Source organism: Pseudomonas sp. OE 28.3, assembly GCF_014268205.2.
GTDB classification, from domain to species: Bacteria; Pseudomonadota; Gammaproteobacteria; order Pseudomonadales; family Pseudomonadaceae; genus Aquipseudomonas; species Aquipseudomonas edaphica.
Genome location: NZ_CP077082.1, coordinates 4,620,399 through 4,643,843 on the forward strand (window position 1 = coordinate 4,620,399; position 23,445 = coordinate 4,643,843).

The window sequence follows — 23,445 nt, forward strand, 5'->3', positions numbered from 1 at the left end:
GTAGGGCGTCTTCGGGCGCGCCGGCTTTGTGTAATTCCCCGGTCTACTAACCTGCGTACAGCTGCCACCCTCTTTGTGTAGTAGCGAAAGGGTGTCGGCTCCATTCAGGAATTACATGATGTTTAAAATAACGCCGAACCCTCCCAGCGAACCGGACCTGAAACTCAATCAGGCCGCGCATCGCGCAATTGATCACTACCTCAATCCAAAAGCCGACCCGGCATTGTCACCACCTTCGCTGTTCAACGTCGCGGCCGATGCCAGCAACGAAACCCTGATCACCAACAGCTACGAAACCTTTTCCTCGGTCACTGCCTTGTTGCTCGACCTGTCAGAAGATTTGACGGGAAAACAGCGCGACGTGGCGCTGGCGATTCACCAGTTGAGTGAGTTGGGGGTGTTGCTGATGGACAGGCTGCTGGAGCGCGAGGCCGCCGGCTAACGATCAAACACAAAACCCTGTGGGAGCGGGCTTGCCCGCGATGGCGGAGGATCAGTTAACTAATTTATTGACTGACACACTGTAATCGCAGGCAAGCCAGCTCCCACATTTTGCAACGATCATCTCGGCGGCCCTCAAGCCCGCTTCGGCAGCTTCCAGTTCGGCCGAATAAAGTGGCAGGTATACCCATTCGGTATCCGCTCCAGATAATCCTGATGCTCAGGCTCCGCCTCCCAGAACGGCCCTGCCGGCTCAATCTCGGTGACCACTCGACCAGGCCACAGCTTCGACGCATCCACGTCGGCCGCCGTATCTTCGGCAATATCGCGCTGTTGTTCACTCAAGTAATAAATCGCCGAGCGATAGCTTGGCCCCGTGTCATTGCCCTGGCGGTTAGGCGTGCTCGGGTCATGGATCTGGAAAAAGAACTCCAGAATCTGCCGATAACTGATCACCGCCGGGTCAAACACAATCTCGATGGCTTCGGCATGGTTGCCGTGGTTGCGGTACGTGGCATTCGGCACATCGCCGCCGGTGTAGCCGACACGCGTGCTGAGTACACCGGGGTAGCGCCGCAACAGGTCTTGCATGCCCCAAAAGCAGCCGCCGGCGAGGATGGCGGTTTCGGTTGGGTTGGTCATGGTCTGCGCCCTCAGTGGATACGAGGGTAGTTATGGGGCTGGGTTGGCCAATACCAAGGTGGCACAGGCGATTAATCTCAAACACTGACAGACGAACGGGCTAGCGAAACGATCCCCAACGGGGCGGGTATTAACTGCAAACAGGGGATGTGCAGACCACAGGGTTTCAGGTGATGATTCGCTACCTAAATCAAGGACGATAACAACAATGAAAACCGCTCTACGCGCGCTGTTCCTGCTTTGCCTCACCACTCCCGCTTTCGCCGATGAAAACCCGGTCGGTTTCAAAACCACCACCCTGCCCGATGCGCACAACAACCGCCCACTGGAGCTGGTGGTGTGGTACCCCGCTACCACCACGGCCAAACCCACGCTGATCGCCGACAACGCGGTCTTCATCGGCGCCCTCGCCGTGCCCGACGCGCCGCCGGCTGCGGGCGAGCATCCGCTGGTGGTGCTGTCCCACGGTTACGGCGGCAACTGGGGCAAACAGGTGTGGCTGGGCAGCGCATTGGCGCACAAAGGTTACATCGTTGCGGCGGTGAACCACCCCGGCACCACCACCAAGGACCGCAACCCGCAAGCCGCCGCACAGCTATGGCAACGCCCGGCCGACCTGAGCCGCGCCATCGACGCCGTACTGGCTCAACCCAAGCAATTTGGCGCGGTGGCGAACCAACAGATTGCCGCCGTCGGCCATTCCCTCGGCGGCTGGACCGTGCTGGAAATCGCCGGCGCGCGCTTCGATCCTGACCTGTTCACCCGCGACTGCGCCGCCCACCCGAAGCTGGGCGGTTGCATCGGCTACCATGAGATGAACCCCGCCGCGACACCCGACGGCAAAGCGCGTCTGGCTGCGGACTTGAGCGACAAGCGCGTCACCGCCATCGTGTCTCTGGACCTGGGCCTGTCACGCGGCATGACCGACGCCAGCCTGGCGGCATTCAAGGTGTCCACATTGGTCATCGCGGGAGGCGTGCCAACCGAGGATATGGACCCCAACCTGGAGTCCGCCAACCTGGTCAAGCGCCTGCCAAAAGCCTCGACGCAGTACGTGGAAATCAGCGACGCCACGCACTTCAGTTTTATGTCGATCTGCAAACCGGGCGCAATCGCGTTGATTGAAGAAAGCTCGCCGGGCGATGGCATGATTTGCCGTGATGGCGAGGGTGGGCGGCCACGGGCGGTGATTCAGCAACAGGTGGTGGGGTTGATTACGGGGTTTCTGGGGCAGACAGCTCGCCATTAAAGGACAGGCTATCCAATGAATTGCTCGCCAAGGTGCACAACGGCATGAACCGCGCGATGGAGGGGAGTTTTCGGATTACCGAAGCTCCCCTCCATCTTTCGGAGCAGTAGGAACTAAAATGAGGGGTAGAAAACGCATTGCACCGGGGTAACGGGCATTAACTGCCGACTGCAATATTCTTACGCACCCAATTCACGCTGATAAATATTGAGAAGTTTAGCGTGCATCTCACCCATCCTCTCAAAGGTATTAAACACAACGGCGAGATAGCTTGACTCAATAACGGCGTGCAAGGCCGAAATAAACTGAGCCAGATTCAACTCCATTTCGTACCCACTAAAGTCAATGCGACCGTCTAATAGCGCGTCACGAATGCGACCTTCAACCATACTCCCATCATTATCCGTGGCGTCCATTATCGCCTGCTGTTTGTAGTCCGGACTCTCTATAATCTTCTGCACCAAGCGTTCCTGGTGTTGATTGGCAAATGCCAAAGCGTCAGTAACGTTATGGTGCTCTATAACGCTCTTGAGTTCGTCGATAAACTCGGAAAATGCTTCACCTTCAGCCAGCGGCATTTCCTTTGAGTAGATAGACCTAAGAACAGGGAGCACCTGATCCTTTTCCGGTAAAGACGCCTCATTGACCGACTCTATAGTTCGGGATATCTCAAACACGTCATCCGTAAATTCCTCATCCAACAGAAAGTCACCTACGTCAGCATAGAGAACTTCAAACAACTCATCGACATGATCTTCCGTCACCACTTTAGCTGCATAAATGCGCTGAACCAACGAAACCAAACATCGATTTTCTACAGCTCCCGGAACAAAAACCAGGCGTTTCTCTATTAATTCAGCCTTACCGAGAAATGTCTCCAAGGCGTTAGCAAGCTCCATATTTCTCTTATGAACCTCGTAGCTGAACCCCTTAAGTAAATGCTCAACTATATCAGTGGCAATACTTTTTCTAGATAGCTTTATATGCAGGCTGGGGTCGCATAAAACTTCATTAAAAATCGCCCGCGCGCAGGTCAAATCAGCGTCTTGAAATTCAACTTGCACCTCATGGTGTCTTGAGATCGGCGACGCCTGCGCATCCAAATACGGCAATGACGTCGACGAAATATTCTGTGAGCCCAACACTGTCACGGAACCGTAACTGAGCATTTTCACGTGGCACGCAGCATGAACATACAGCTCGACATGCGCGGGCAGGTACTTTATAAACTTTGTTAGCTGGTATTCGAACTTGGCACGGTCCAAGTCAAAGCCAAGCCCCCCAATACCGACAATTACTCTGGGTGCTTTGGACTTTCCGATAAAATTAACATTCAAAAAATACCCGGCACCCTGCAACTGTTTGTAGTGGGTATAGGTAACGATATGCGTCTGGTCGAGGGACTTTGCCCCATGTGCGCTCACATAGGCGTTATCAGCGTAGTGCTTGTGGAAAATATCGGCAGAAACCGACGCTAACTTTTTCATGGAAACATCCTTGTTCGTCAGAGCGTTATCGATTTGCAGGCTCCGCATACCCAGGCTGTGCTACAGGCATGGGAGACCGCTGTGGGGAACCGAGAGAGTCGCGATACTGCCGCTATTGCTGACAGGCTTTGCGTTGACGGCATCATAGCTCTTTATACTGCGGGGGGATTCACACTATAGCCGCCATGCAGCACTTCCTCTGACGTTGAACAGCGCTCAGAAAACCACCGATCGCTGACACACCGACGTCGCCACAATCTTCCCGCGCTTAAGCACCATCAGACGCGCGGGCAGATCAAGAATCACATCCCCCACCGCTTGCGTATCCAACAACACCAGATCCGCCGCCTTGCCCGGTGCTAACCCAAAGTGCTTAAGCCCCAAGGCTTTAGCCGGGTTGCTCGTGAGCATCGGCAACACCGTGGCCTGATCATCCGCTCCGCCCAGGTGGCAGGCGGGAATGGCCAACTGCGCAATATTGAGCAAGTCGCCGGTGCCAAACGGGGTGAATGCGTTGCGGATATTGTTGGTGGCCAGGCACACATTCACGCCGCCATCACGCAGGGCTCGCACCGGCGCCAGGGTGCGGCGCACGTTGTGACCATCGTTGCGTGCGCCAAGGTGCAGGTCGGTGGCGGGCAGGCACATTACGCTGATGCCGGCCTCGCGGATCAGCGCGATGATTTCGTGCTGTTTGTGCACAGGTACGGCGCCCAGGCTGGTCAGGTGCCCGACACACACACGGCCTTGATAGCCGTGTTCAATGGTCTTGCGAGCCAGGTATTCAATGCTCATGTGCTCGGCGTTGTCGGCAAAATCCTGGTGGAAGTCGATATCCTTGCCGTAACGCTGGGCCAGGCTGAACACATAGTCGATGTGTGCGTGCGCCGAGCTGTCGTTGTACGGAATGCCACCCACCACGTCGGCGCCCTTCTCCATGGCCTCGACCATCATGGCCTGCATGCCCGGTAGCTTCAGAATGCCTTCCTGTGGAAAGGCGACCACCTGGATATCGATCACGTCGCGTAGTTTGTCGCGCAACTCCAGCACCACATCAAAGCCGGTAAACCCTTGCTCGGGGTCGAACTCGGCGTGGGCGCGCACGTGGGTAGTGCCGGCTTGCACCAGGTCGCGCAGTACTTGAGTGGAGCGATCGAGGATGTCGTCGCGGGTCAAGGTGGGTTTGAGTTCGGCCGTGACGGCAATCGCCTCTTTCAGCGTGCCCGAACGGTTGGCCTTGCGGTGCATGACATGGGCTTTTTCCAGGTGCAGGTGCCCTTCGACAAAACCCGGTATCAGCACGTTGCCGTGGCCCTGGATTTCCTGCCGGGCGTGGGCTGAAATGTTCGGCGCGGTCTCGATGATCTTGCCGTTATTGACTGCCACATCCATCAGCGGCCGTGCGTCGTCGATGCGTACATGACGAAAGATCAAATCCATAACTGCGACCCTCAATATCGCTGCCGTGGCCCGAGCGCCTTGCAGCGCCGGGCCGTTACTCAGCTGATCAGAACGGTTTGGTCGGCAGGTACTTGCCATCCAGGGTGATCACGGCGCGGGAGCCACCGTCCGGGTCTTCAACCTTTTTGACGTCCAGCTTGAAGTTGATCGCGCTGATGATGCCGTCGCCAAACTTCTCGTGGACCAGCGCCTTGAGCGTGGTGCCATAGACCTGGATCATTTCGTAGAAGCGGTAGATGGTCGGGTCGGTCGGGATGCCGTTGCCGATGCTGCCGCGCACCGGGATGGTTTGCAGCAGGAGCACGGCATCCGCATCCAGGCCCAGGGTGTCGGCAACGGCTTGAGCGGCGCTGGCGGGCAGTGGGTGCTGGCCGAGCAAGGCGGCGGTCACGAAGGCTTCGTGCAGGCCGGTGCCTTCGGCGATCTGGGCGAACGACAGGTCTTTGCGGGCTTTAGCCAAGAGGATGACGTCGGTCAGGGCAAGGCGAGTGGTCTGGCTGATTTGCGACTGGATCATGGGGTTATCTCAGTGGGTAAAAAGGAAGGTGTTAGTAGGAAACGGCGCGCGCAGTCGGGTTGTCGGCAAGGGCGACGAACTGGCCGGTACGGCCATCGAAGGCCTGGATGCAGCCACTTTCGATGTCGTAGACCCAGCCGTGCAGCGTTACGCGTTTTTCTTCGAGGGCCAGGCGCACTGAAGGGTGCGTCTGGATATTGGCCAATTGCGCGATGACGTTTTCGCGCACCATGGAGGCGACTTTGGCGTGCTGGTCGACATGCTGGCGGGCCTCGTTGACCACCCGGCCGGAGTCAGCGTAGCGCAACCAGCCGGCCACGGCGGGCATGTGGTCCAGGCATTTGCAGGTGGCGATGGCGGTCATGGCGCCGCAATCGGAATGCCCGCAAATCACGATGTCGCTGACTTGCAGGGCGGCGACGGCGTACTCCACCGAGGCCGACACACCGCCCGGCTCGGGGCCGTAGGACGGCACGATATTGCCGGCGTTGCGGATCACGAACAGGTCGCCCGGCTCGCGCTGCGTGACCAACTCTGGCACCAGGCGGCTGTCGGAGCAGGAGATGAACAGCGCCCGCGGGCTCTGCTGGTTGGCCAGGTCTTTGAACAGGCCGGCACGCTCGGGGAAGGCGTTACGTTGAAACTTCAGGAAACCGTCGATGATGTCTTGCATGGGTGACTCCTTTGGTTCGCGATGCGATGAAGCAAAGGTTACGCAGCCACTTAAATAAGGTAAAAGTCTCATATATGATCAAGATCATCAGATAATCTTATGAGTACAAGCATGCTGGCGCGCCATATCCATTACTTCCTTGCTGTCGCCGAGCATCAGGGCTTTACCAAGGCAGCGACGGCCCTGCATGTCTCGCAGCCGGCGCTGTCGCAGCAAGTGCGGCAGTTGGAAGAAAACCTCGGCGCGCAGTTGTTTGACCGCTCAGGGCGCAAGACCCGTCTGACCGATGCCGGTGAGGTGTACCTGCGCTATGCGCTACGGGCAGCGCAGGAACTGCAGGAAGGCCAGCGTGCAATCCATGACGTGGGTGATTTGAGCCGTGGAACGCTGAGGATTGCAGTCACGCCCACCTTCACCACTTACCTCGTAGGGCCGCTGGTGGAAACCTTTCACCGCCGCTATCCGAACATCACGCTGAACGTGCGCGAGGTCGCCCAGGAGCAGATGGAGAACCAGTTGCTGGCTGACGAGCTGGATGTGGGCATCGCCTTTGATCAAGTGCACGCGCCCGACATCGACAGCTATCCCCTGCTGGTGGAAACCCTGGCGTTGGTGGTCGGCAACCAACACCCGCTGGCAGGCGAGGCAGCCATCGGGTTGCAGGCGCTGAACGGCGAATCGCTGATCTTGCTCAGCAAGGCGTTCGCCACCCGCGAGCAGATCGACCGCTACTGCAACCAGCATGGCATCCGCCCGCGCGTGGTGATGGAGGCCAATGTGATCGGCGCACTGATCGAGGTGGTGCGCCGGACCACGCTGTCGACGCTATTGCCGGCCGCGATTGCACGGGCGCATCCCGAGTTGGTCGCGATTGAACTGGGGCCGCAGCGGCTGCAGCGCACAGCGGTGTTGATGCAGCGCAAAGGGGTGTACCAGAGTGCGGCGGCGCGGGCGTTTATCGAGGTGGCCAAAGAGGTAGCGGTAGCACTGGGAGAAGGGAGCTGACGTGCCGAATCGTCGCACCGCTGCGATGCTACAGGCTGAACGGGCTGTTGTGGCGAGCGGGCTTGCCCCGAGTTGGGCTGCGCAGCGGCCCCAGTAATGCCACCGCGCTCTTTCTGAAAAAAAGCAGCGCCTGATTTCAGGGCTGCTTCGCAGCCCAACGCGGGGCAAGCCCGCTCGCCACAAAGGTAGGCTCAACACTGCCCGGTGCTACGCTAACCACGCTCTGCACCATGCTGTTTGACCGGCGCTTTGTCTATCGCAAAACCTACTTCCCAGTCCCCCAAACTATCGCTTGGGCAACCACCACATACTCACCATTGAACGTGGCCGCAGGTGAACCATACAGCTGGTAACCCAGCGCAAGCGCTTCAGAGACTCGATGACAAAACGTGGCGTCATCTTTGCCGGTTAACAGCCGGTAAACCGGTAAGCCATCGGGAGGAGTGGTTTGCATGGACGTAACTTCCTGGTTCGACATGATTCATGTCGACTCTAGCACTCATCATTCCCTGCAAAAAACACCGACGACCCGATTCAAACCTGAGCAATCCGATAAGCACACCGCCGCGCGCCCAGTTGGATGTGCTCCACGCGCTCGACCTTGGCACGCAACACCTGCTCGAACACCTGCAATTCTGCGCGGCAAAACCCTTGGCACGCAGTAGCCGCCGCGCAGATCGGGCAGTGGTTCTCCACCAGGATCAGGGCACCGTCCGGCTGCTCGCTGCACTGGGCCATATAACCTTCACGCGTGCGCAGTGCCGCAAGCTTTTCGACCCGCGCTTTAAGGCCGCTGACGCCCTGCATCTCACGTTCATACAACGCCAGGGTCTGGCGCTCGCGCACGTCAATCAAACGCTCAATAGCCTCTTCACCAAAGGTCTCGCGTACGGTCTGCAACAGTTGCACGGTGAGTTCGGAATGGGTATCCGGAAAGCGCGCGTGCCCCGTCGCCGTGAGCTGCCAAACCTGGGTCGGGCGCCCTACCCCGCGTACCTCGGAGCGCGCCTCGACCAACCCACTGGCCGCCAGCTTCACCAACTGCTGGCGTGCCGCTTCACCGGTGGTGCCGAGGAACTCGCCAGCATCACTGGCCAATTGTGGCCCACGGGTCTTGAGCAGGTGCAGCAAACGCTCCGCCGGCGACACCGGCGAATATTCCAAGTCGTTTCTTGACAAAATAAACAGCCTCGTCGCAATATTCAAAGCAATTACTTGGCAAATTAACCCAAGCCTGCCAGCGGCACAAGGAATCGTCGATGCACACCCAAGACAGCAGCTGGAGCGAGTTGCTCCGGGGCAAGAATGCCACCCGTTCCATCGCCCTCTCCGGCGGCATTGCGCTGTATGCCACCAACACCTATATCGCCACGACCATTCTACCGTCGGTGGTCGCCGAAATCGGCGGTCTGGCCCTGTATGCGTGGAGCACCACCCTGTACGTGGTGGCCTCGATCATCGGCTCAGCCCTCACCTCCAAGCTGCTGCAACGCACCGGGCCGCGGCTGGCGTATACCGTCGCCACGTTGATCTTTATGGTCGGTGTGCTGATCTGCGCCTTGGCGCCAAACATGCCGGTGATGCTGGTCGGGCGTTTGATTCAGGGGTTGGGCGGCGGCATGTTGCTGGCCCTGTGTTACTCGATGATCCAACTGGTGTTCGAAGAGCGCTTATGGCCGCGGGCGATGGCGCTGGTATCGGGCATGTGGGGCGTGGCTACCTTGGTCGGCCCGGCGGTCGGTGGCGTGTTCGCCGAGATGGATGCCTGGCGTTTCGCCTTCGGCGCCATGGTGCCGATAAGCCTTGCTTATATGGTACTCACCCACCGTGCGCTGCCGCCCCGCGATCCCACGGCGAGCACGGCCAGCCGCTTGCCGGTGCCGCAACTGGTGCTGTTGGCCGCCGCCGTGCTGGCCGTGTGCGCAGGCAGCGTTTCGGCGCTGCCGAGCTGGAACCTGCTGGGCATCGCAGTGTGCGCCGTGCTGGTCTATGCACTGGTCCGCCACGAATCCACCGCGACCATACGCCTGCTGCCCAAGGACGCACTGAAGTTCGACGCCCCGCTGTGCGCGCTGTATGCAACCACTTGCCTGCTGGTGATCGGCATGAGCAGCGAGATTTTCATGCCGTATTTTCTGCAACACCTGCATGGTCAATCACCGCTGGTTGCCGGGTACATGGCGGCGCTGATGGCGGCCGGCTGGACCGTGTCGGAAATCCTCAGTTCCAGCTGGAGCGGCCGCAGCGCACAGCGCGCCATCCTCGCGGGGCCGCTGTTTATCGTGGCCGGGCTGGTGCTGCTAGCCATCACCACGCCGGTGGAAAGCCTGGGTGAATGGGCGCGGTTGGCGCCGATCTGCCTCGGGCTGTTCCTGGTCGGTTTCGGCATCGGCCTGGGCTGGCCGCACCTGCTGACGCGCATCCTGCAAGTGGCGTCGGAGCAGGACAAGGACACGGCCGCCGCGTCGATCACCACCTTGCAGCTGTTCGCCATGGCCCTGGGCGCGGCATTGGCGGGAGTGATTTCCAACGTGGCGGGTATCAACGACGCCACCGGCAATGCCGGCATCGCCAACGCGGCACAGTGGTTGTTTGCCCTGTTTACCCTGGCGCCGGTGCTGGCCTGGGTGATGGCGCGGCGCGCGACGCGGGTGAAGGTTGCGGCGGCGCAACTGACCCCGTCCTGACCACCGCCTACGCGCTACGCTTGGCGATCCAGCGGCGATACTGCCGCGTGCGCAAAGCGTTGCCCAGTTGCTGCTCGATCAATGCGCGTAACGGTGATACGCCGGGATCAGGCTGCTTGCGCTGGCTGAGTTTGCGCAGCTGGAACTTGACCAGCGCCATATTGGCCAAGGAGGCGAAGGCTTTGTTTTTCCAAGTGATCGGCGGCAGTTCGGGCGCTGTGTCTTTGCCTTCAAGCCACGCACGCGGCAGTTGCGGATCAATCGCCAACGCGGTGCCGATGCCCACCATATCCACGCCGCTGTGCACCACGCTTTCAGCCACCGGGCGTCGACGGATACCGCCGGTGACCATCACCGGCATCTTGGCGACCGTCTGGATGTCGTGGGCAAACTCAACAAAATAAGCCTCACGCGCCAGGGTTCGGCCGTCACGCGCGTCCCCCTGCATGGCGGGCGCTTCGTAACTGCCACCGGACAATTCCACCAGGTCCACGCCCAAGTCGTTGAGCCACTCAACCACCTGCTTGGCGTCATCGGCGGTAAACCCGCCGCGCTGGAAATCCGCGGAGTTGAGTTTGACCGCCACCGCGAATTCCCTGCTAACCACCGCCCGTACCGCCTTGACGATATCGAGCAACAGCCGCGCGCGGTTTTCCAGGGAGCCGCCCCACGCGTCTGTGCGTTGATTGCTCAACGGTGAGAGGAACTGACTCAACAAATAACCATGCGCCGCATGAATTTCCACGCCAGTAAAACCGGCTTGTTCGCCCAGGCGTGCGGTGCGCGCAAAACGCTGGATAACCTCGGCAATCACCTCGGCGGTCATCGCCTGGGGTCGGCTGAAGTGTTTGGATAACGTGCCCAGGTCCATGGCAACCGCCGAGGGTGCCCAGGTCTGTTGCCCCAGATTGGCCTGCATCTGGCGGCCGGGATGGTTGATCTGCAACCAGAATTGCGCGCCACCTGCGCGCCCCACTTGCGCCCAGCGCTTGAACTTGGCCAGTTGCTGATCATCCTGCAACACCACGCCACCGGGGCCGGTCATGGCGCGGCCGTCGACCATCACGTTACCGGTGATGATCAGGCCGGCACCACCATCGGCCCAGGCCTGGTAGAGACGCAGCAAATCGGCGGAAGGCGCCTGGTCGGCGTCTGCCATATTCTCTTCCATGGCGGCTTTGGCGATGCGGTTGTTGATGGTCGAACCGTTGGGTAATAACAGGGGATCGAACAGATTCATGGAGCAGTCCTCAGTTGGCGTGGGACCACCATAAGATTAAAGCCAACTTTAAGGTCAATGGCTTTTTTCAGGTCAGTGCACGGCTTTCTCGCGCTCATCCTGCAGGCGGTTGAGCAACAACTGCGCATTGTCCGCACACGCCACGCCCTCAGGCTTGCCTTCGATGCCGTCAATCACCCGCAGCAACTGGGCCTTATTCTGCGCCAGGCGTTGCTGCAACACCTCGATTTCCTCGACCTTGCGCTTGAGCCCTCCGAGCAACGCCTCATGCTGCCAGCCGCCAGCGTTCATCGGCAGCAATTGGCGGATTTCTTCCAGGGAAAACCCTGCCGCCTGTGCGCCCGTGATCAGTTGCAACATCCCCGCTGCCTCCGGCGCATAGTCCCGATAACCGTTGGCCTTGCGCGTGACCGACTTGATCAGGCCGCTCGCTTCGTAGAAACGGATGCGCGATGGCGCCAAGCCGCTGAGTTTCGCCAGTTCGCCTATTCTCATGTTCCACTCCGCGCGCACATTGACCTTGAGGCGGACTGTAAACCTCAAGTGATCAGGCAGCCAAGCGTGGCCGCCCATCGGTTGAGCCGCACTTTGTTCAACCGGTCACGATCAACACGTTGCTGTTGATGGCCGATCAATCACTTTGGAGAGATGAACATGGGGTATGTCACTACGCAGGACGGCGTTGAGATCTTTTACAAAGACTGGGGCCCACGCGATGCCCCGGTGGTCTTCTTCCACCACGGCTGGCCACTGAGCGCCGATGACTGGGATGCGCAGATGCTGTTCTTCCTGGCTAACGGTTACCGCGTCGTCGCCCACGACCGCCGCGGCCATGGCCGCTCCAGCCAGGTCTGGGACGGCCACGACATGGACCACTACGCCGACGACGTCGCCGCCGTGGTCAACCACCTTGGTGTACAGGGCGCCGCCCATGTGGGCCACTCCACCGGCGGTGGCGAAGTCATTCACTACATTGCCCGCCACGGCGAAGACCGCGTATCCAAAGCCGCCATCATCAGCGCCGTGCCACCGTTGATGCTGCAAACACCGAGCAATCCAGGCGGCTTGCCCAAGTCGGTGTTCGACGACATGCAGGCGCAGCTCAAAGCCAACCGTGCGCAGTTCTATCGCGACGTACCATCGGGGCCTTTTTATGGCTACAACCGGCCGGGTGCCAAACCGTCGGAAGGCGTGATCCAGAACTGGTGGCGACAAGGCATGATGGGTTGCGCAATCGCCCACTACGACGGGATTGTGGCGTTTTCGCAAACGGACTTTACTGAGGCTTTGCGGCGCATCACGATCCCCGTGCTGGTGATGCACGGCGATGATGACCAGATTGTGCCGTATGAAGATTCCGGGCCGTTGTCGGCAAAACTGTTGAAGAATGGCACGTTGAAGACCTATGCAGGGTTTCCCCATGGGATGCCGACGACGAATGCGGATGTCATCAACGCGGATTTGCTTGAGTTTTTACGAAGCTAAGTCACTCGTTGCTGCGGCGCCGCACAGAGAAGTAGTGGGCGTCGTCGCGCCCGGTTAGATGGTATTTTGCTTGAGTGGATTGATCGGTTGAACACACCGGTGTTCACTCAACGCTACCCAGCCGACCAACGAACCGAGCAAAAAAAACAATGAAACACCCCTCACTCGGGAGACAATTCAAAAGAATAGCGGCGTTGATATTAGTGCTTCTCGTCCTTGGGGCATGGATGTTTTACATGGGCTGGGCCTCTCGGGTTGCCAGGCAAACCATCTTGATGGCATGGATTCCTGAATGGACGACCTATGTGGTATTCGGCGTTGTGACAGGCCTCTATTGTGCGTTCAGGCCCGAACGCAATCGCCCGCCCAACAGCACTAATATGTCTTCGACTAACAAGTTTTTAGGGGGCTTCAGCCTTGGATTCGTTTTCCTCCTGAATAGTTATGCCGTGTGCGTCTACCTGCTGCCTGGCGAAGTAATCCACTATAAATCCGTCTATGAAATCAGGTTTCCGGGACCGGCTTATGGGAAATATAGTCGTTGCGAGGCGGGCTTATGGATCAAGGATCTACACACTGAGCGCGATATCGAACTGTGCACAACCCGATCAGAACTTGACGATCAAATAAAACGCGGTATGACCGTTGCCTGGGTGACAGCGCGTACGAACACGCTAGGCACTTACATTATTAACCACACCTTTACCTACCCGTGAACCACGCCCTGTGCGGCGATGTTGCAATACTGCCCCTTGAAATACAGCAAGGGCTTCGCCGCAGCCGCTGCTCGCAGACTTAACGCCTTTACTTCACCAATCACGATCAGGTGGTCACCGGCGGCGTGTTCGGCGTGAATTTCGCAATCCAGCCAGTGCAGGCTGCCGGCAATGATCGGATTACCCAAAGGCGAGTGCTGCCATTGCACGCCGTGCCATTTGTCTGTGCCGCGGCGGGCGAATTGGTTGGAAATCCCGGCCTGCTCACCCGACAGGATATTGACCACGAATCGACCGGCCTGGCGAATCTTGGGGTAGCTGGCCGAATTGGACATTACGCTGAATGACACCAGCGGTGGGCTCATCGACACGCTGTAGAACGACTGACACGTGAAGCCGACCGGCTCGTCATCCAGGTGCGAGGTAATCACCGTAATACCGGACGCGTAGTGCCCGAGCGCTTCGCGAAAGCTCAGTGGCTCGACCGTCGTAGTGGGAAATGACATGGTAAATCCTGAACAGGGAGTGCAACTTGGTACACCCCTTCCAATGGTGGCTCAACGCGCGTTATTGAGCTCTCTTCGAACGATCTCTGCGCCAGCACTCAACGCATTCAACTTGCCCCTTGCCACGCGGCGAGGCAAGGGCGCCATGCCACAGTTGGTGCACGGATAAAGCTTGTCGGCATCGACAAACTGAAGGGCTTTGCGCAGGGTATTGGCCACTTCTTCGGGCGTTTCAATGGTGTGGTTTGCCACATCAATGGCCCCAACCATGACTTTTTTGCCACGAATGAGCTCAATCAGGTCCATGGGGACATGGGAGTTGTGACATTCCAGCGAAATGATATCGATGCTGGATTTCTGTAGCTTGGGGAAGGCTTCTTCATATTGCCGCCACTCCGACCCCAGGGTCTTTTTCCAATCGGTGTTGGCCTTGATGCCATAGCCATAACAGATATGCACCGCCGTTTCGCATTTAAGGCCTTCAATGGCCCGTTCCAGGGTGGCGACGCCCCAGTCATTCACCTCGTCAAAGAACACGTTAAAGGCCGGTTCATCAAACTGAATAATGTCGACGCCCGCCGCTTCCAGTTCCCGGGCTTCTTCGTTGAGGATCTTGGCGAATTCCCACGCGAGTTTTTCGCGGCTTTTATAGTGGTTGTCATACAGCGTATCGATCATGGTCATGGGGCCTGGCAGCGCCCATTTGATCGGCTGGTTGGTTTGCTGGCGCAAGAACCTGGCGTCTTCGACAAACACCGGCTTTGGGCGCGCAACGGCGCCTACAACCGTCGGCACGCTCGCGTCATAGCGATCACGAATCCTGACGGTTTCACGCTTCTCGAAATCAACACCGCTCAGGTGTTCGATAAACGTGGTGACAAAGTGTTGGCGGGTTTGCTCGCCATCACTGACGATATCAATCCCGGCGTCTTGCTGCTCTTGCAATGCCAAGCGCAAGGCATCTTGCTTGCCTTCAATTAATTCGTCACCTTGCAACTTCCAGGGTGACCACAGCGTCTCGGGCTCAGCAAGCCAGGCCGGTTTTGGCAAGCTGCCAGCTGTAGAAGTGGGTAATAACTTTTTCATGACAGGCACAACCTTGTAAGTTTGATGAGTCAAGCGGCGTATTGCGCGGACCACTGTTCAAGCACAGCGTGATAGGGCTTGATGAAATTTTCCTCAACAAACCTGCCCTGCTCAATCGCCAGCCGACCACGTTCCTCTCGATCATAAACAATGCGTGTTAATGAATAATCCTGATGCTTCAAACTGGGTTGGTAGCGTTTTCCGGCGACAGAATTGGCATTGTAAATTTCAGGCCGGTAAATCTTTTGAAAGGTGTCCATCGTGCTAATGGTGCTGATAAGTTCAAGCGTCGTGTAATCACTCAGCACGTCACCGAAAAAATAAAATGCCAAGGGTGCAACACTGTTGGGCGGCATAAAATAGCGCACCTTCAAGCCCATCTTCTTGAAGTACTCATCGGTCAGCGAATACTCATCCTGCTGGTACTCAACGCCCAATACCGGGTGCTGGTTTTCAGTCCGGTGATAGGTCTTGGTATTCGAAACGCTCAAGCAGATGACAGGCAACTTCTTAAAGTGCTGCCTGTACGCCGCTGAATTCACAAAGCACTTGAACAGCTTGCCATGCAGGTCGCCAAAATTATCGGGCGTGCTGAATTCAGCCTGGCCTCTGTTGTGGCCCAACAACACCACGCTAAAGTCATAGTCGCGTACATATGAAGAAAAATTATTGCCGACGATGCCCTCAAGGCGCTCATTGGTTTTGCGGTCCACAATCGTGGTTTTCAACACTTCAATCAGCGGAATGGCCTGCCCATTGCCTTCAACACCGATCTGCATTTGAGCCGAAACAATCTCGAGTTCGAGCGCATACCGATCACCGCCAGCGTTATCCCAATGCGCCAAGGCATTGAAGCGGTTATTAATCATCGTCAAGGTATTGCGCAGGTTTTCCTGACGACGCTCGCCCCTGGCCAAATTAGCAAAGTTAGTGGTGGTGCGCGTGTTTTCGGAGGGGCGATAGTGCTCGTCAAAACAAACACTCTTAATCGTAAATTCAAACGCGTTATCCATGACCACCTGACACCTTAAAAGTTGAGACAGACTTGAGTTCACTGCTTGCCTTTTAGCAACACGCCGACGTTGGGCCCAAGTCTTTACAGTTTCAATAATTAAGGTGGAGTTTATGCTGGCTATAGAGCAAGAGATAATGAAACGATTTCACTAAACCTTTAGCCCTGTTCATGATGGGTTGCCTCAAATCCAATGGGCCGAGCCATGGGCTGTTCAGCCCGAGACGCGCGCAAATAAGATCGCCTTGAGTGATACTGCCAGGCTCTCTTCCCACTCTGTTTTGCGCAGCTCAAAGGACCATGGATAAACCCAAAGACGCCGGCTTTGCCTATCAGACGGTCTACCGTTACCTCGTCGAGTTGATCGACGCCAGCCCGTCGTCAGGCGAACGCAAACTGCCGTCCCTGCGCCAATTGGCCGAGCGCCTTGGCGTATCGGTGTCGACCACCAAGTACGCCTACGCCTTGCTTGAGGATGAAGGGCGGATCTACGCGCGGCCCAAACAGGGTTATTTCACGAGGGCCATGCCTGCACGGGTAACAACTGAAACCAACCTGCTCGACCAGGTGTTTGCCAATGCCCGCCAGCCGGGAATGCTTGCCTTGAGCAGCGATGCACCGGCGATGCTGTTGTCGCTGGAAAACCCGCTGCTGATGCTTGAGCGTGAACTGACCCGCCAGCACCCACGCTCGCTGGCGCCGCTTTACTTACCCTTCGGTGAGCCCGAGTTGCGCACCGCATTGGCCGAGCGCTACACCCAATCCGCCGACCGCTACTGGCAGGCCGACCAGGTGTATATCGGCGCGGACTTGCACAGCGTGCTGGATGCGGCACTTAATGCCCTGGACCTGTGCGGCACCGTGGCGCTGGTGGAGTCACCGTGTTCGTGGGCGATTTTGCGCCAGTTGCAAGCGGCGAAGATTCGCGTGATCGAAATGCCCCTCGACGCCCACGGGCGTTTCGACCTGGCGGCGCTGGAAGGCGTGCTGATGCGTGAGCCGATTCGCCTGGCGGTGCTGTCGTCGACGGTGAATATTCCCCAGGGCGGCGTGATGCCGGCACAGGACAAGCAGCAGATCTGCGGCTGGCTGGCGGCGCGGGATATCTGGCTGTTCGAAAACGACACTTACGGCGAGTTGTATTTCGAAGCGCCGCCGCCGCGTTATCGCGACTTCGCCGACCTGCAGAAGCTGCTGGTGTTTTCGACCTTCGATAAAGTCATCGGCTCGGAAGCGCCGTATGGTTATGTGGTGTGCCACGGGCACGCGCCGCAATTGCAGCGGGTGTTTCTGGAGCGTGGGTTTCGCCTGTCACCGATCCGGCAAAAGGCGATCGCCAAGCTGCTCACCTCCAAGCGTATCGACGCGCATTTAAAAGCGCTGCGGGCGCTGCTGCTGGAGCGCATGACCGGCATGAAAGCCTTGCTGGAGGAGCATTGGCAGGTGATCGCGCCCCAAGGCGGCGCCAGCTTCTGGCTGCAAGCACCGCATGCGGTGGATATGCGTCAGGTATTTGAGCGCCTGCTGGCCCAACGCATCGTCATCGCCCCTGGCGAGCTGTTCAGCCAGCATGGCGCCTGGCCGCAACACCTGCGCCTGAGCTACACCCTCGACTGGAGCAAGGATATCGCCCAGGCCGTGAAGCGATTGGCCGAGGCGATCGATCAAAGCCCGTAGCAATGCCGCGCTTCAGGGAAACGGCCATGGCGCACATCGTCGGCAAACCGCTCGCAGGCATCGCGAATCACCGCGCCTACATCTGCGTACTGTTTGACGAAGCGCGGCAGGTGTTCGCCGCCCAGGCCCAACAGGTCTTCGGTCACCAACACTTGGCCATCGCAGGCCGGTGAAGCGCCAATGCCGATGGTGGGCATCTTTGAATCCAGGGTGATCTGCCGCGCGACGCCTTCGGCCACACCTTCGAGCAACAGGCTGAAGGCGCCCGCCTCCAGATTGGCACGGGCATCCGCGGCAATCACTGCAGCAGTTTCGGCGGTAAGCCCTTGGGCCTTGAAGCCGCCCATCACGTTGACGAACTGCGGCATCAGCCCCACATGGGCCATCACCGGAATGCCGCGCGCCACCAGAAACTCGACGGTGCCCGCCAACGCCACGTTGGCCTCCAGCTTCAGCGCATCGCAACCAGTGCGCGCCAGCACTTGGGCGCAGTTGCGAAACGCTTGCTCGTTGGATTCCTGATAACTGCCAAAGGGCATGTCGGCAATAACGCAGGCCAGGCGCGTGCTGTCGACCACGGCGCGGGTGTGGCCGATGATTTCTTCCAACTGCATGCTCAAGGTCGAGGCCCGGCCGTAGCCGACCATCGCCGTGGAATCACCCACCAGAATGAAGTCGACCAGCGGGTCGATCAGCTTGGCGATGGCGCTGGAGTACGCGGTGAGGGAGACGATTTTCTGCTGGCCCTTCATGGCGACCAGTTGCGGGACGGTGAGGCGTTTGGTGCGGGTGTGGAGGCTCATCGGTGTTTTCCGTTTGTGCTGAATTCACGGCCCGATTATTGGTAAAACCCCAGGGTGTTCAATGCACAGATTGACGCTAAAAAGCGACCCAGGTTTTTAACCTGATATCATCCGGGCCTTCACCCATCAGGCACCGACACATGAACCGCCAGAAAAAACTCAAGCAGCTCTTCAAGGCTAAAGCCAAGAAGGCCAGCGCCAAACTGGCGCCGAAAAGCAAAGACAAGTACATCAGCAAGGCAGACCGCGCCAAACTCGAAGCCGAGGCCGATCAAGCCTCAACCAGCGGCGCCGACACGCCCGCTTGAAGGCGTCCCCACCTCATATTTGCTCCAGATACGCCGCAGGTGCCGGGCTGACCCAAAGCCTGCGCGCTCGGCGACGGTTTCCATGTCCAGGCTCGACGCCATGAGCAGTTCACGGGCCACGGTGATACGCAGCGTGTGCAGGTAGTCCAACGGGCTGATGCCGACGTGTTCGTGGAACAGCCGCGCCAGGTGTCGGCTGCTGGTGCACGCCAGTTCGGCCATGCGTGTGACGGTCCAGGCTTCACAGGGCGCCGCGGTGATGGCGTCCTGCACTCGGTGCACGGCCGGGTGCAGGTGGTTGCGACCGGTGATCCAGGCTGAGAGCTGCGGGTCGGCGCCGCTGCGACGCATGTACACCACCATGTCGCGCGCCACACTGCAGGCCAGGCGTGGCCCGGCCAACTCGGCGAGCAGGTGCAGCATCAGGTCGATGCCCGCCGTGACACCGGCGCTGCAACTGACCGGGCCGTCCGTGACATACAGCCGGTTTTCCAGCACGCGGGCCTTGGGCGCCAGGGCCTGCAATGCCTCGCACAGCGCGTGGTGGGTGGTGCACTGGCGGCCATCGAGCAACCCCGCGCGGGCGGCACTTAATGCGCCGGCGCACACGCAAACAAGCCGCTGGCCCGACGCTGCAAACACGCTTTGCAGCCATTGGGTCAAGGTGTCGCTGGCCGACTCGAACGCCTGTTGCTGCGCCTTGCTCACCTTTGACGTGGAGCCGACCAACACCACCAGCGTGCCGGGCGCCAGGCTTGGCGGCAGAGGCGCCAAGCCGGCCAGCGGCAAGCCAATCGAGGTTTGCAGGGACGGCACCGGGCTGACGTACTGCAAGTCGAAGTCGAGAGCCGCAGGGTCCTCGCTCTGCGCGGCCAGGCGCAGCACCTCGGCGGGGCCGGCCAAGTCCAGCATCAGCACATTGGGCAACAGCACGAACAGCACCGGCACGCTCACGGGTTCAACGCTCCAGCGCCTGGGCGACGGTGACGATGCGCGCAAAGCGCTCTTCCAGCACCAGTTCGGTACGCTCACGAATCTCGGCGGCGCTGTATTCGCGGCCACTGCGTGCGTGGGTCATCGGGAAGGTCAGGGTCGCCTCGCTGACAAAATCCACCGCAAAACCGCTGTCCGACGCCTGCCGGGTGGTGGTTTCGCAGCACTGTTCGGTGCGGATGCCACTGATGATCAGCGCGCTCACGCCCATCTCCGTAAGCCGTGCAGCCAACGGCGTGCCGGCAAAGGCGCTGTGAAAGCGCTTGTGAATGATCAGGTCGGGGTTGATCGACAACTCACTCAAGGTTTTGACATTGCCCGATGCCATCGAAAAGTGCCCTTGGTCTTCAACATGGAAGACTTGTATCACCGGGATGCCCTGTTGAACACACCCATCGATCAGCGCTTGCTGTTTTTCCAGGAACAACGGCAGGTCATTTTCGGACCAGTAAGCAGAATGACGGAACGAATGCTGCACATCGATAACAATAAGGGCTTTATGGTTCATGACAGGTCCTCGTGGCTTGCATCACAGTGGTTGATGCAAGCCATGGTAAGCACCCGCGCCGATGAGCGACAGGCAGGTGCCGGACCACTTCAGGACCGATTCAGACATACCGGCTCAGCGGCGCAAATCACCCTGGGACGTTTGCGCACGGTGAGCAATTACTTGGCGAACAGCTGGCCCATGTCCTTGAACGCCTTGAACTCCAGGGCGTTGCCGCACGGGTCGAACAGGAACATGGTGGCCTGCTCGCCTACCTCACCCTTGAAGCGGATGTAGGGTTCGATCACAAACTGGGTTTCCCGCGCGCGCAGCCGATCGGCCAAGGCTTCCCACTGGTCCCATTGCAGGATGACGCCGAAATGCGGCACCGGCACAGCGTGGCCGTCCACGGGGTTGGAGTGCACCGATTCCTGGGATTGCGTCTTGGGGTGCTCGTGAATCACCAGTTGGTGGCCGTAGAAATCGAAGTCGACCCATTGCGCACTGGAGCGACCTTCCGAAAGGCCAAACACATCGCCGTAGAAGTGACGCGCGGCGGCCAGGTCGTAGACGGGAATCGCTAGGTGAAAGGGAGAAAGGCTCACGGTGGCTACCTGCAGGTTCTGTTTGGTTAGAACCCGATTCTTCACCAGAAAGCCCCACGGATAAAGCGGATATCCTTCGCCCTGAGCCTCTATAATTTCGATGCTCGCGCCCTACTTCGGCGCATCCAGCACTTCGATGACGCACGCCCTGAATAATTCGAAGAGCGGCAATTGGCGCTGGGTGTACTTGGTCAGCAGCACGATTTCACGGTAGAACGTGAGCTTGTCCAATCGCAAAACCCGCACGTCACTGCCGTGTTCCAGCCACAGGCCGGCCAGGGGCACCAGCGACACGCCGAGGCCGCTGCGTACCATCTTGACGATGGCGTCCAGCTCGTCGAGTTCCAGCGCTTGCCGGGTCTGGATCTTGTGTTCCTTGAGAAACTGCGTGACCTGGCGCCCGCCGAACGAGCCACGGTCATACCGCACGAAGGGTTGCTCGCGCAGGATCTGCAGCGGGTCGTCGCCCTGCACGTCCTTGGCGGTAATCAGCACAAAGGGTTCGCGGGCGATCACTTCGATATTCAGGTCTTTGGGCAGGTTGAACGGCGGGTGGATCATGATCGCCAGGTCCAGCTCACCGGCATCCACCTGGCTGAGCAGGTTGAGCGAAACCCCCGGCACCAGGCTGACCTCGATAAACGGCGCGCGGCGTTTAAGCGCGACCAGCGCCTGGGGCAGGAGGCCGGTTTGCACACTGCCGATGGCGCCGATGCGCAGCGAGCCGTGAAAGTTGTTGGCGCTGTCGGGCGCGCCCATGCGCGAGAAAATATCGAGGATCTCCTCCGCCAGCGGCACCGCGCGCTGCCCGGCCGCATTGAGCGTGGCGGAGCGACCGGTGCGGTCGAACAGCTTGACGCCCAGGGCGTCCTCGAGGTGTTTGATCTGCGCACTCACCGCCGATTGCGTCAGCCCCACCTGCTGCCCGGCGGCGGCGAAAGTGCCACGGCGGGCGGCGCTTACGAAGGTTCTCAGTTCTCTGATCATGGGCCTGCCTTATAGGTCGTTGGGGTTCAGCAACCGCTCAAGGCCACCTGCGGTCGCTCGCCTGCGAAGAAGAACGGCCGCAGGCGCACACCGACGCTGTTACCGATAAACGCTGCCACCAACCACACCCAGCCATGCAGGCTGCCGGAGGCGATGCCGCTGAAGTACGCGCCGATGTTGCAGCCGTAAGCCAGGCGCGAGCCATAGCCCAGCAGCAAACCACCGATCACTGCGGCCACCAGCGAGCGTGCCGGGATTTTCAGGTTTGGGGCAAAACGCCCGGCCAGGCCCGCAGCCAACAGCGCGCCGAGGACGATGCCGATGTCCATCACGCTGGTGATGTCTTCCCACACGGGCGCTGCCAGGGCTTTGGCATTGCCCGGCATTTGCCAGAACGCCCAACTGGCCACGTCCACACCCAAGCCGCTGGCCACTTTGGCGCCCCACAGCGCGAACGCCGAGGTAATGCCCCATGGCCGCCCGGCCAGCGCCAGCGTCGCATAGTTAAGCAGCGCCAAACCGATTGCCCCCCACACCAATGGCCAAGGCCCGCGCAGGAAGCGGCGCAGGCCGATGTGCTCGCTGCTCACGCCGGGTTCAAGCTGGCCGTGACGGCCCTTCTCCAAACGCACGGTGACCAGCGCGATGACCGCGAACACGGCAAGGCTCAGAATCATGGCCGGCAACACGCCGAAGCTCTTGACGATGGACACCGCCGGGAACGCCGGCAACGCGAACCACCAATCCACATGGTGCGTGGCAATCAGCGAACCGCAGATAAAAAACAGCAGCGTCACCAGCATGCGCGCATTGCCGCCGCCGACGGTGAACAGCGTGCCGGACGCACAACCGCCGCCCAACTGCATGCCGATACCAAAGATAAACGCCCCGAACACCACCGATACGCCAGCCGGTGCCACCAGCCCGACCACCGGCTGCCCGAACAACGTGCCCGCTCCCAGCGCCGGGAAGAACAGCAACACCGCCACTGCCAGCATGACCATCTGTGCGCGCAAACCGGCGCCGCGCCGATCATTGATAAATACGCGCCAGGCCGACGTGAATCCGAAAGCGGCGTGGTACAGGGTCAAGCCCAATGCGGCGCCGACCACCAGCAACAGCACCTGGCGCGAGCCGACGCTGTTTTGCAGGAATACGGCACCGGCCACCAGGATGATAAAAGCCGCCAACGGCGCGATAGGCTTGCGCGCGGGGGTCAGGGAAAGGGAGGTGCTCATGGGCTTTCTCGGATTTGATCGGAGGGGGAAGTTTGGCGGTGAGTATAAACCCTGACAGGGTCGGCCTTTGCAGGAATTCAGACGGCCAGGCAACGCCTGCGAAGGTGGCAACGTTTAGTTTCGCCGGGTGTATTGCTTGA

At 59.3% G+C, this 23,445-nt stretch carries 25 protein-coding genes; 7 read left to right on the forward strand and 18 right to left on the reverse strand.

Annotation, left to right across the window (positions count from 1 at the left end; all coding sequences use genetic code 11):
- The first annotated feature begins 118 nt into the window (after positions 1–118).
- Complete coding sequence (locus HU759_RS20705; RefSeq protein ID WP_138451181.1) at positions 119–442, forward strand: DUF6124 family protein; 324 nt, start codon at positions 119–121, stop codon at positions 440–442.
- A gap of 134 nt (positions 443–576) precedes the next feature.
- On the opposite strand, the gene msrA is transcribed toward HU759_RS20705, so the two are convergent.
- A complete protein-coding gene (gene msrA / locus HU759_RS20710) occupies positions 577–1,083 on the reverse strand; it encodes a peptide-methionine (S)-S-oxide reductase MsrA (protein WP_099548962.1) in 507 nt (168 codons plus the stop codon).
- A gap of 208 nt (positions 1,084–1,291) precedes the next feature.
- Here msrA and HU759_RS20715 point away from each other — a divergent pair, with 208 nt between their 5' ends.
- Positions 1,292–2,332, forward strand: coding sequence for an alpha/beta fold hydrolase (locus HU759_RS20715; protein WP_186617801.1), 1,041 nt, complete (start codon positions 1,292–1,294; stop codon positions 2,330–2,332).
- Positions 2,333–2,511: 179 nt separating this feature from the next.
- Here HU759_RS20715 and HU759_RS20720 read toward each other — a convergent pair whose 3' ends face one another.
- The 4 genes from HU759_RS20720 to HU759_RS20735 all read right to left on the reverse strand — a co-directional run bounded on the left by HU759_RS20720 (position 2,512) and on the right by HU759_RS20735 (position 6,470).
- Entirely contained in the window at positions 2,512–3,819 is a 1,308-nt protein-coding gene (locus HU759_RS20720) for a hypothetical protein (RefSeq protein WP_186617800.1), read from the reverse strand.
- A 216-nt stretch (positions 3,820–4,035) separates the two neighbouring features.
- Complete coding sequence (locus HU759_RS20725) at positions 4,036–5,259, reverse strand: amidohydrolase family protein (RefSeq protein ID WP_186617799.1); 1,224 nt, start codon at positions 5,257–5,259, stop codon at positions 4,036–4,038.
- A gap of 67 nt (positions 5,260–5,326) precedes the next feature.
- Positions 5,327–5,797: a cyanase gene (cynS, locus tag HU759_RS20730; protein ID WP_138451189.1), complete on the reverse strand. Its 471-nt coding sequence runs from the start codon at positions 5,795–5,797 to the stop codon at positions 5,327–5,329.
- Positions 5,798–5,828: 31 nt separating this feature from the next.
- Complete coding sequence (locus HU759_RS20735; protein WP_017136973.1) at positions 5,829–6,470, reverse strand: carbonic anhydrase; 642 nt, start codon at positions 6,468–6,470, stop codon at positions 5,829–5,831.
- Positions 6,471–6,581: 111 nt separating this feature from the next.
- On the opposite strand from HU759_RS20735, the gene cynR reads away from it, so the two are divergent.
- Positions 6,582–7,475 carry a transcriptional regulator CynR gene (gene cynR, locus HU759_RS20740; protein ID WP_186617810.1) on the forward strand — a complete coding sequence of 298 codons (894 nt, stop codon included), beginning with the start codon at positions 6,582–6,584 and terminating at the stop codon, positions 7,473–7,475.
- 265 nt (positions 7,476–7,740) lie between these two features.
- Here the strand turns inward: cynR and HU759_RS20745 are convergent, their stop codons facing one another.
- Complete coding sequence (locus HU759_RS20745; RefSeq protein WP_170037896.1) at positions 7,741–7,929, reverse strand: DUF1737 domain-containing protein; 189 nt, start codon at positions 7,927–7,929, stop codon at positions 7,741–7,743.
- An 80-nt stretch (positions 7,930–8,009) separates the two neighbouring features.
- Positions 8,010–8,639 carry a metalloregulator ArsR/SmtB family transcription factor gene (locus HU759_RS20750; protein WP_202884318.1) on the reverse strand — a complete coding sequence of 210 codons (630 nt, stop codon included), beginning with the start codon at positions 8,637–8,639 and terminating at the stop codon, positions 8,010–8,012.
- A gap of 95 nt (positions 8,640–8,734) precedes the next feature.
- Here HU759_RS20750 and HU759_RS20755 point away from each other — a divergent pair, with 95 nt between their 5' ends.
- Positions 8,735–10,162, forward strand: coding sequence for an MFS transporter (locus tag HU759_RS20755; protein ID WP_170037892.1), 1,428 nt, complete (start codon positions 8,735–8,737; stop codon positions 10,160–10,162).
- Positions 10,163–10,169: 7 nt separating this feature from the next.
- Here the strand turns inward: HU759_RS20755 and HU759_RS20760 are convergent, their stop codons facing one another.
- Together HU759_RS20760 and HU759_RS20765 are read right to left on the reverse strand one after the other, a co-directional pair.
- Positions 10,170–11,402, reverse strand: coding sequence for an NADH:flavin oxidoreductase/NADH oxidase family protein (locus HU759_RS20760; RefSeq protein WP_170037890.1), 1,233 nt, complete (start codon positions 11,400–11,402; stop codon positions 10,170–10,172).
- Positions 11,403–11,474: 72 nt separating this feature from the next.
- Positions 11,475–11,897 (reverse strand): MerR family transcriptional regulator, encoded by a 423-nt coding sequence (locus HU759_RS20765; RefSeq protein ID WP_017136978.1) that lies wholly within the window; start codon positions 11,895–11,897, stop codon positions 11,475–11,477.
- A 159-nt stretch (positions 11,898–12,056) separates the two neighbouring features.
- Between HU759_RS20765 and HU759_RS20770 the strand changes: the two genes are divergently transcribed.
- Positions 12,057–12,887, forward strand: a complete 831-nt coding sequence (locus tag HU759_RS20770) for an alpha/beta hydrolase (RefSeq protein ID WP_017136979.1) — start codon at positions 12,057–12,059, stop codon at positions 12,885–12,887.
- Between the two features lie 706 nt (positions 12,888–13,593).
- Here HU759_RS20770 and HU759_RS20775 read toward each other — a convergent pair.
- The 3 genes from HU759_RS20775 to HU759_RS20785 are packed head-to-tail and all read right to left on the reverse strand — an operon-like array spanning position 13,594 to position 16,208.
- Complete coding sequence (locus HU759_RS20775) at positions 13,594–14,109, reverse strand: flavin reductase family protein (RefSeq protein WP_017136981.1); 516 nt, start codon at positions 14,107–14,109, stop codon at positions 13,594–13,596.
- A 51-nt stretch (positions 14,110–14,160) separates the two neighbouring features.
- Positions 14,161–15,195, reverse strand: a complete 1,035-nt coding sequence (locus HU759_RS20780) for a methionine synthase (RefSeq protein WP_017136982.1) — start codon at positions 15,193–15,195, stop codon at positions 14,161–14,163.
- A 29-nt stretch (positions 15,196–15,224) separates the two neighbouring features.
- The gene (locus HU759_RS20785) at positions 15,225–16,208 is read right to left on the reverse strand and encodes a DUF1852 domain-containing protein (protein WP_186617798.1); all 984 of its coding nucleotides are present in this window, start codon (positions 16,206–16,208) and stop codon (positions 15,225–15,227) included.
- A gap of 299 nt (positions 16,209–16,507) precedes the next feature.
- Between HU759_RS20785 and HU759_RS20790 the strand changes: the two genes are divergently transcribed.
- A complete protein-coding gene (locus HU759_RS20790) occupies positions 16,508–17,884 on the forward strand; it encodes a PLP-dependent aminotransferase family protein (protein ID WP_186617797.1) in 1,377 nt (458 codons plus the stop codon).
- On the opposite strand, the gene panB is transcribed toward HU759_RS20790, so the two are convergent.
- Positions 17,872–18,687, reverse strand: a complete 816-nt coding sequence (panB, locus tag HU759_RS20795) for a 3-methyl-2-oxobutanoate hydroxymethyltransferase (protein WP_186617796.1) — start codon at positions 18,685–18,687, stop codon at positions 17,872–17,874. The two genes, HU759_RS20790 and panB, sit on opposite strands and share 13 nt — an antisense overlap.
- Positions 18,688–18,827: 140 nt before the next feature.
- Here panB and HU759_RS20800 point away from each other — a divergent pair, with 140 nt between their 5' ends.
- On the forward strand, positions 18,828–18,995 hold the full coding sequence (locus HU759_RS20800; protein ID WP_017136986.1) for a DUF2986 domain-containing protein: 168 nt from the start codon (positions 18,828–18,830) through the stop codon (positions 18,993–18,995).
- On the opposite strand, the gene HU759_RS20805 is transcribed toward HU759_RS20800, so the two are convergent.
- The 5 genes from HU759_RS20805 to HU759_RS20825 all read right to left on the reverse strand — a co-directional run bounded on the left by HU759_RS20805 (position 18,966) and on the right by HU759_RS20825 (position 23,305).
- Positions 18,966–19,949, reverse strand: coding sequence for a helix-turn-helix domain-containing protein (locus HU759_RS20805; RefSeq protein WP_017136987.1), 984 nt, complete (start codon positions 19,947–19,949; stop codon positions 18,966–18,968). The two genes, HU759_RS20800 and HU759_RS20805, sit on opposite strands and share 30 nt — an antisense overlap.
- A gap of 4 nt (positions 19,950–19,953) precedes the next feature.
- The gene (locus HU759_RS20810) at positions 19,954–20,496 is read right to left on the reverse strand and encodes an isochorismatase family protein (RefSeq protein WP_170037882.1); all 543 of its coding nucleotides are present in this window, start codon (positions 20,494–20,496) and stop codon (positions 19,954–19,956) included.
- 158 nt (positions 20,497–20,654) lie between these two features.
- Positions 20,655–21,080, reverse strand: a complete 426-nt coding sequence (locus HU759_RS20815; protein WP_026013706.1) for a VOC family protein — start codon at positions 21,078–21,080, stop codon at positions 20,655–20,657.
- Between the two features lie 111 nt (positions 21,081–21,191).
- A complete protein-coding gene (locus HU759_RS20820) occupies positions 21,192–22,067 on the reverse strand; it encodes a LysR family transcriptional regulator (RefSeq protein WP_169984752.1) in 876 nt (291 codons plus the stop codon).
- Positions 22,068–22,093: 26 nt separating this feature from the next.
- The gene (locus tag HU759_RS20825; protein ID WP_170037877.1) at positions 22,094–23,305 is read right to left on the reverse strand and encodes a YeeE/YedE family protein; all 1,212 of its coding nucleotides are present in this window, start codon (positions 23,303–23,305) and stop codon (positions 22,094–22,096) included.
- Positions 23,306–23,445 lie beyond the last annotated feature (140 nt).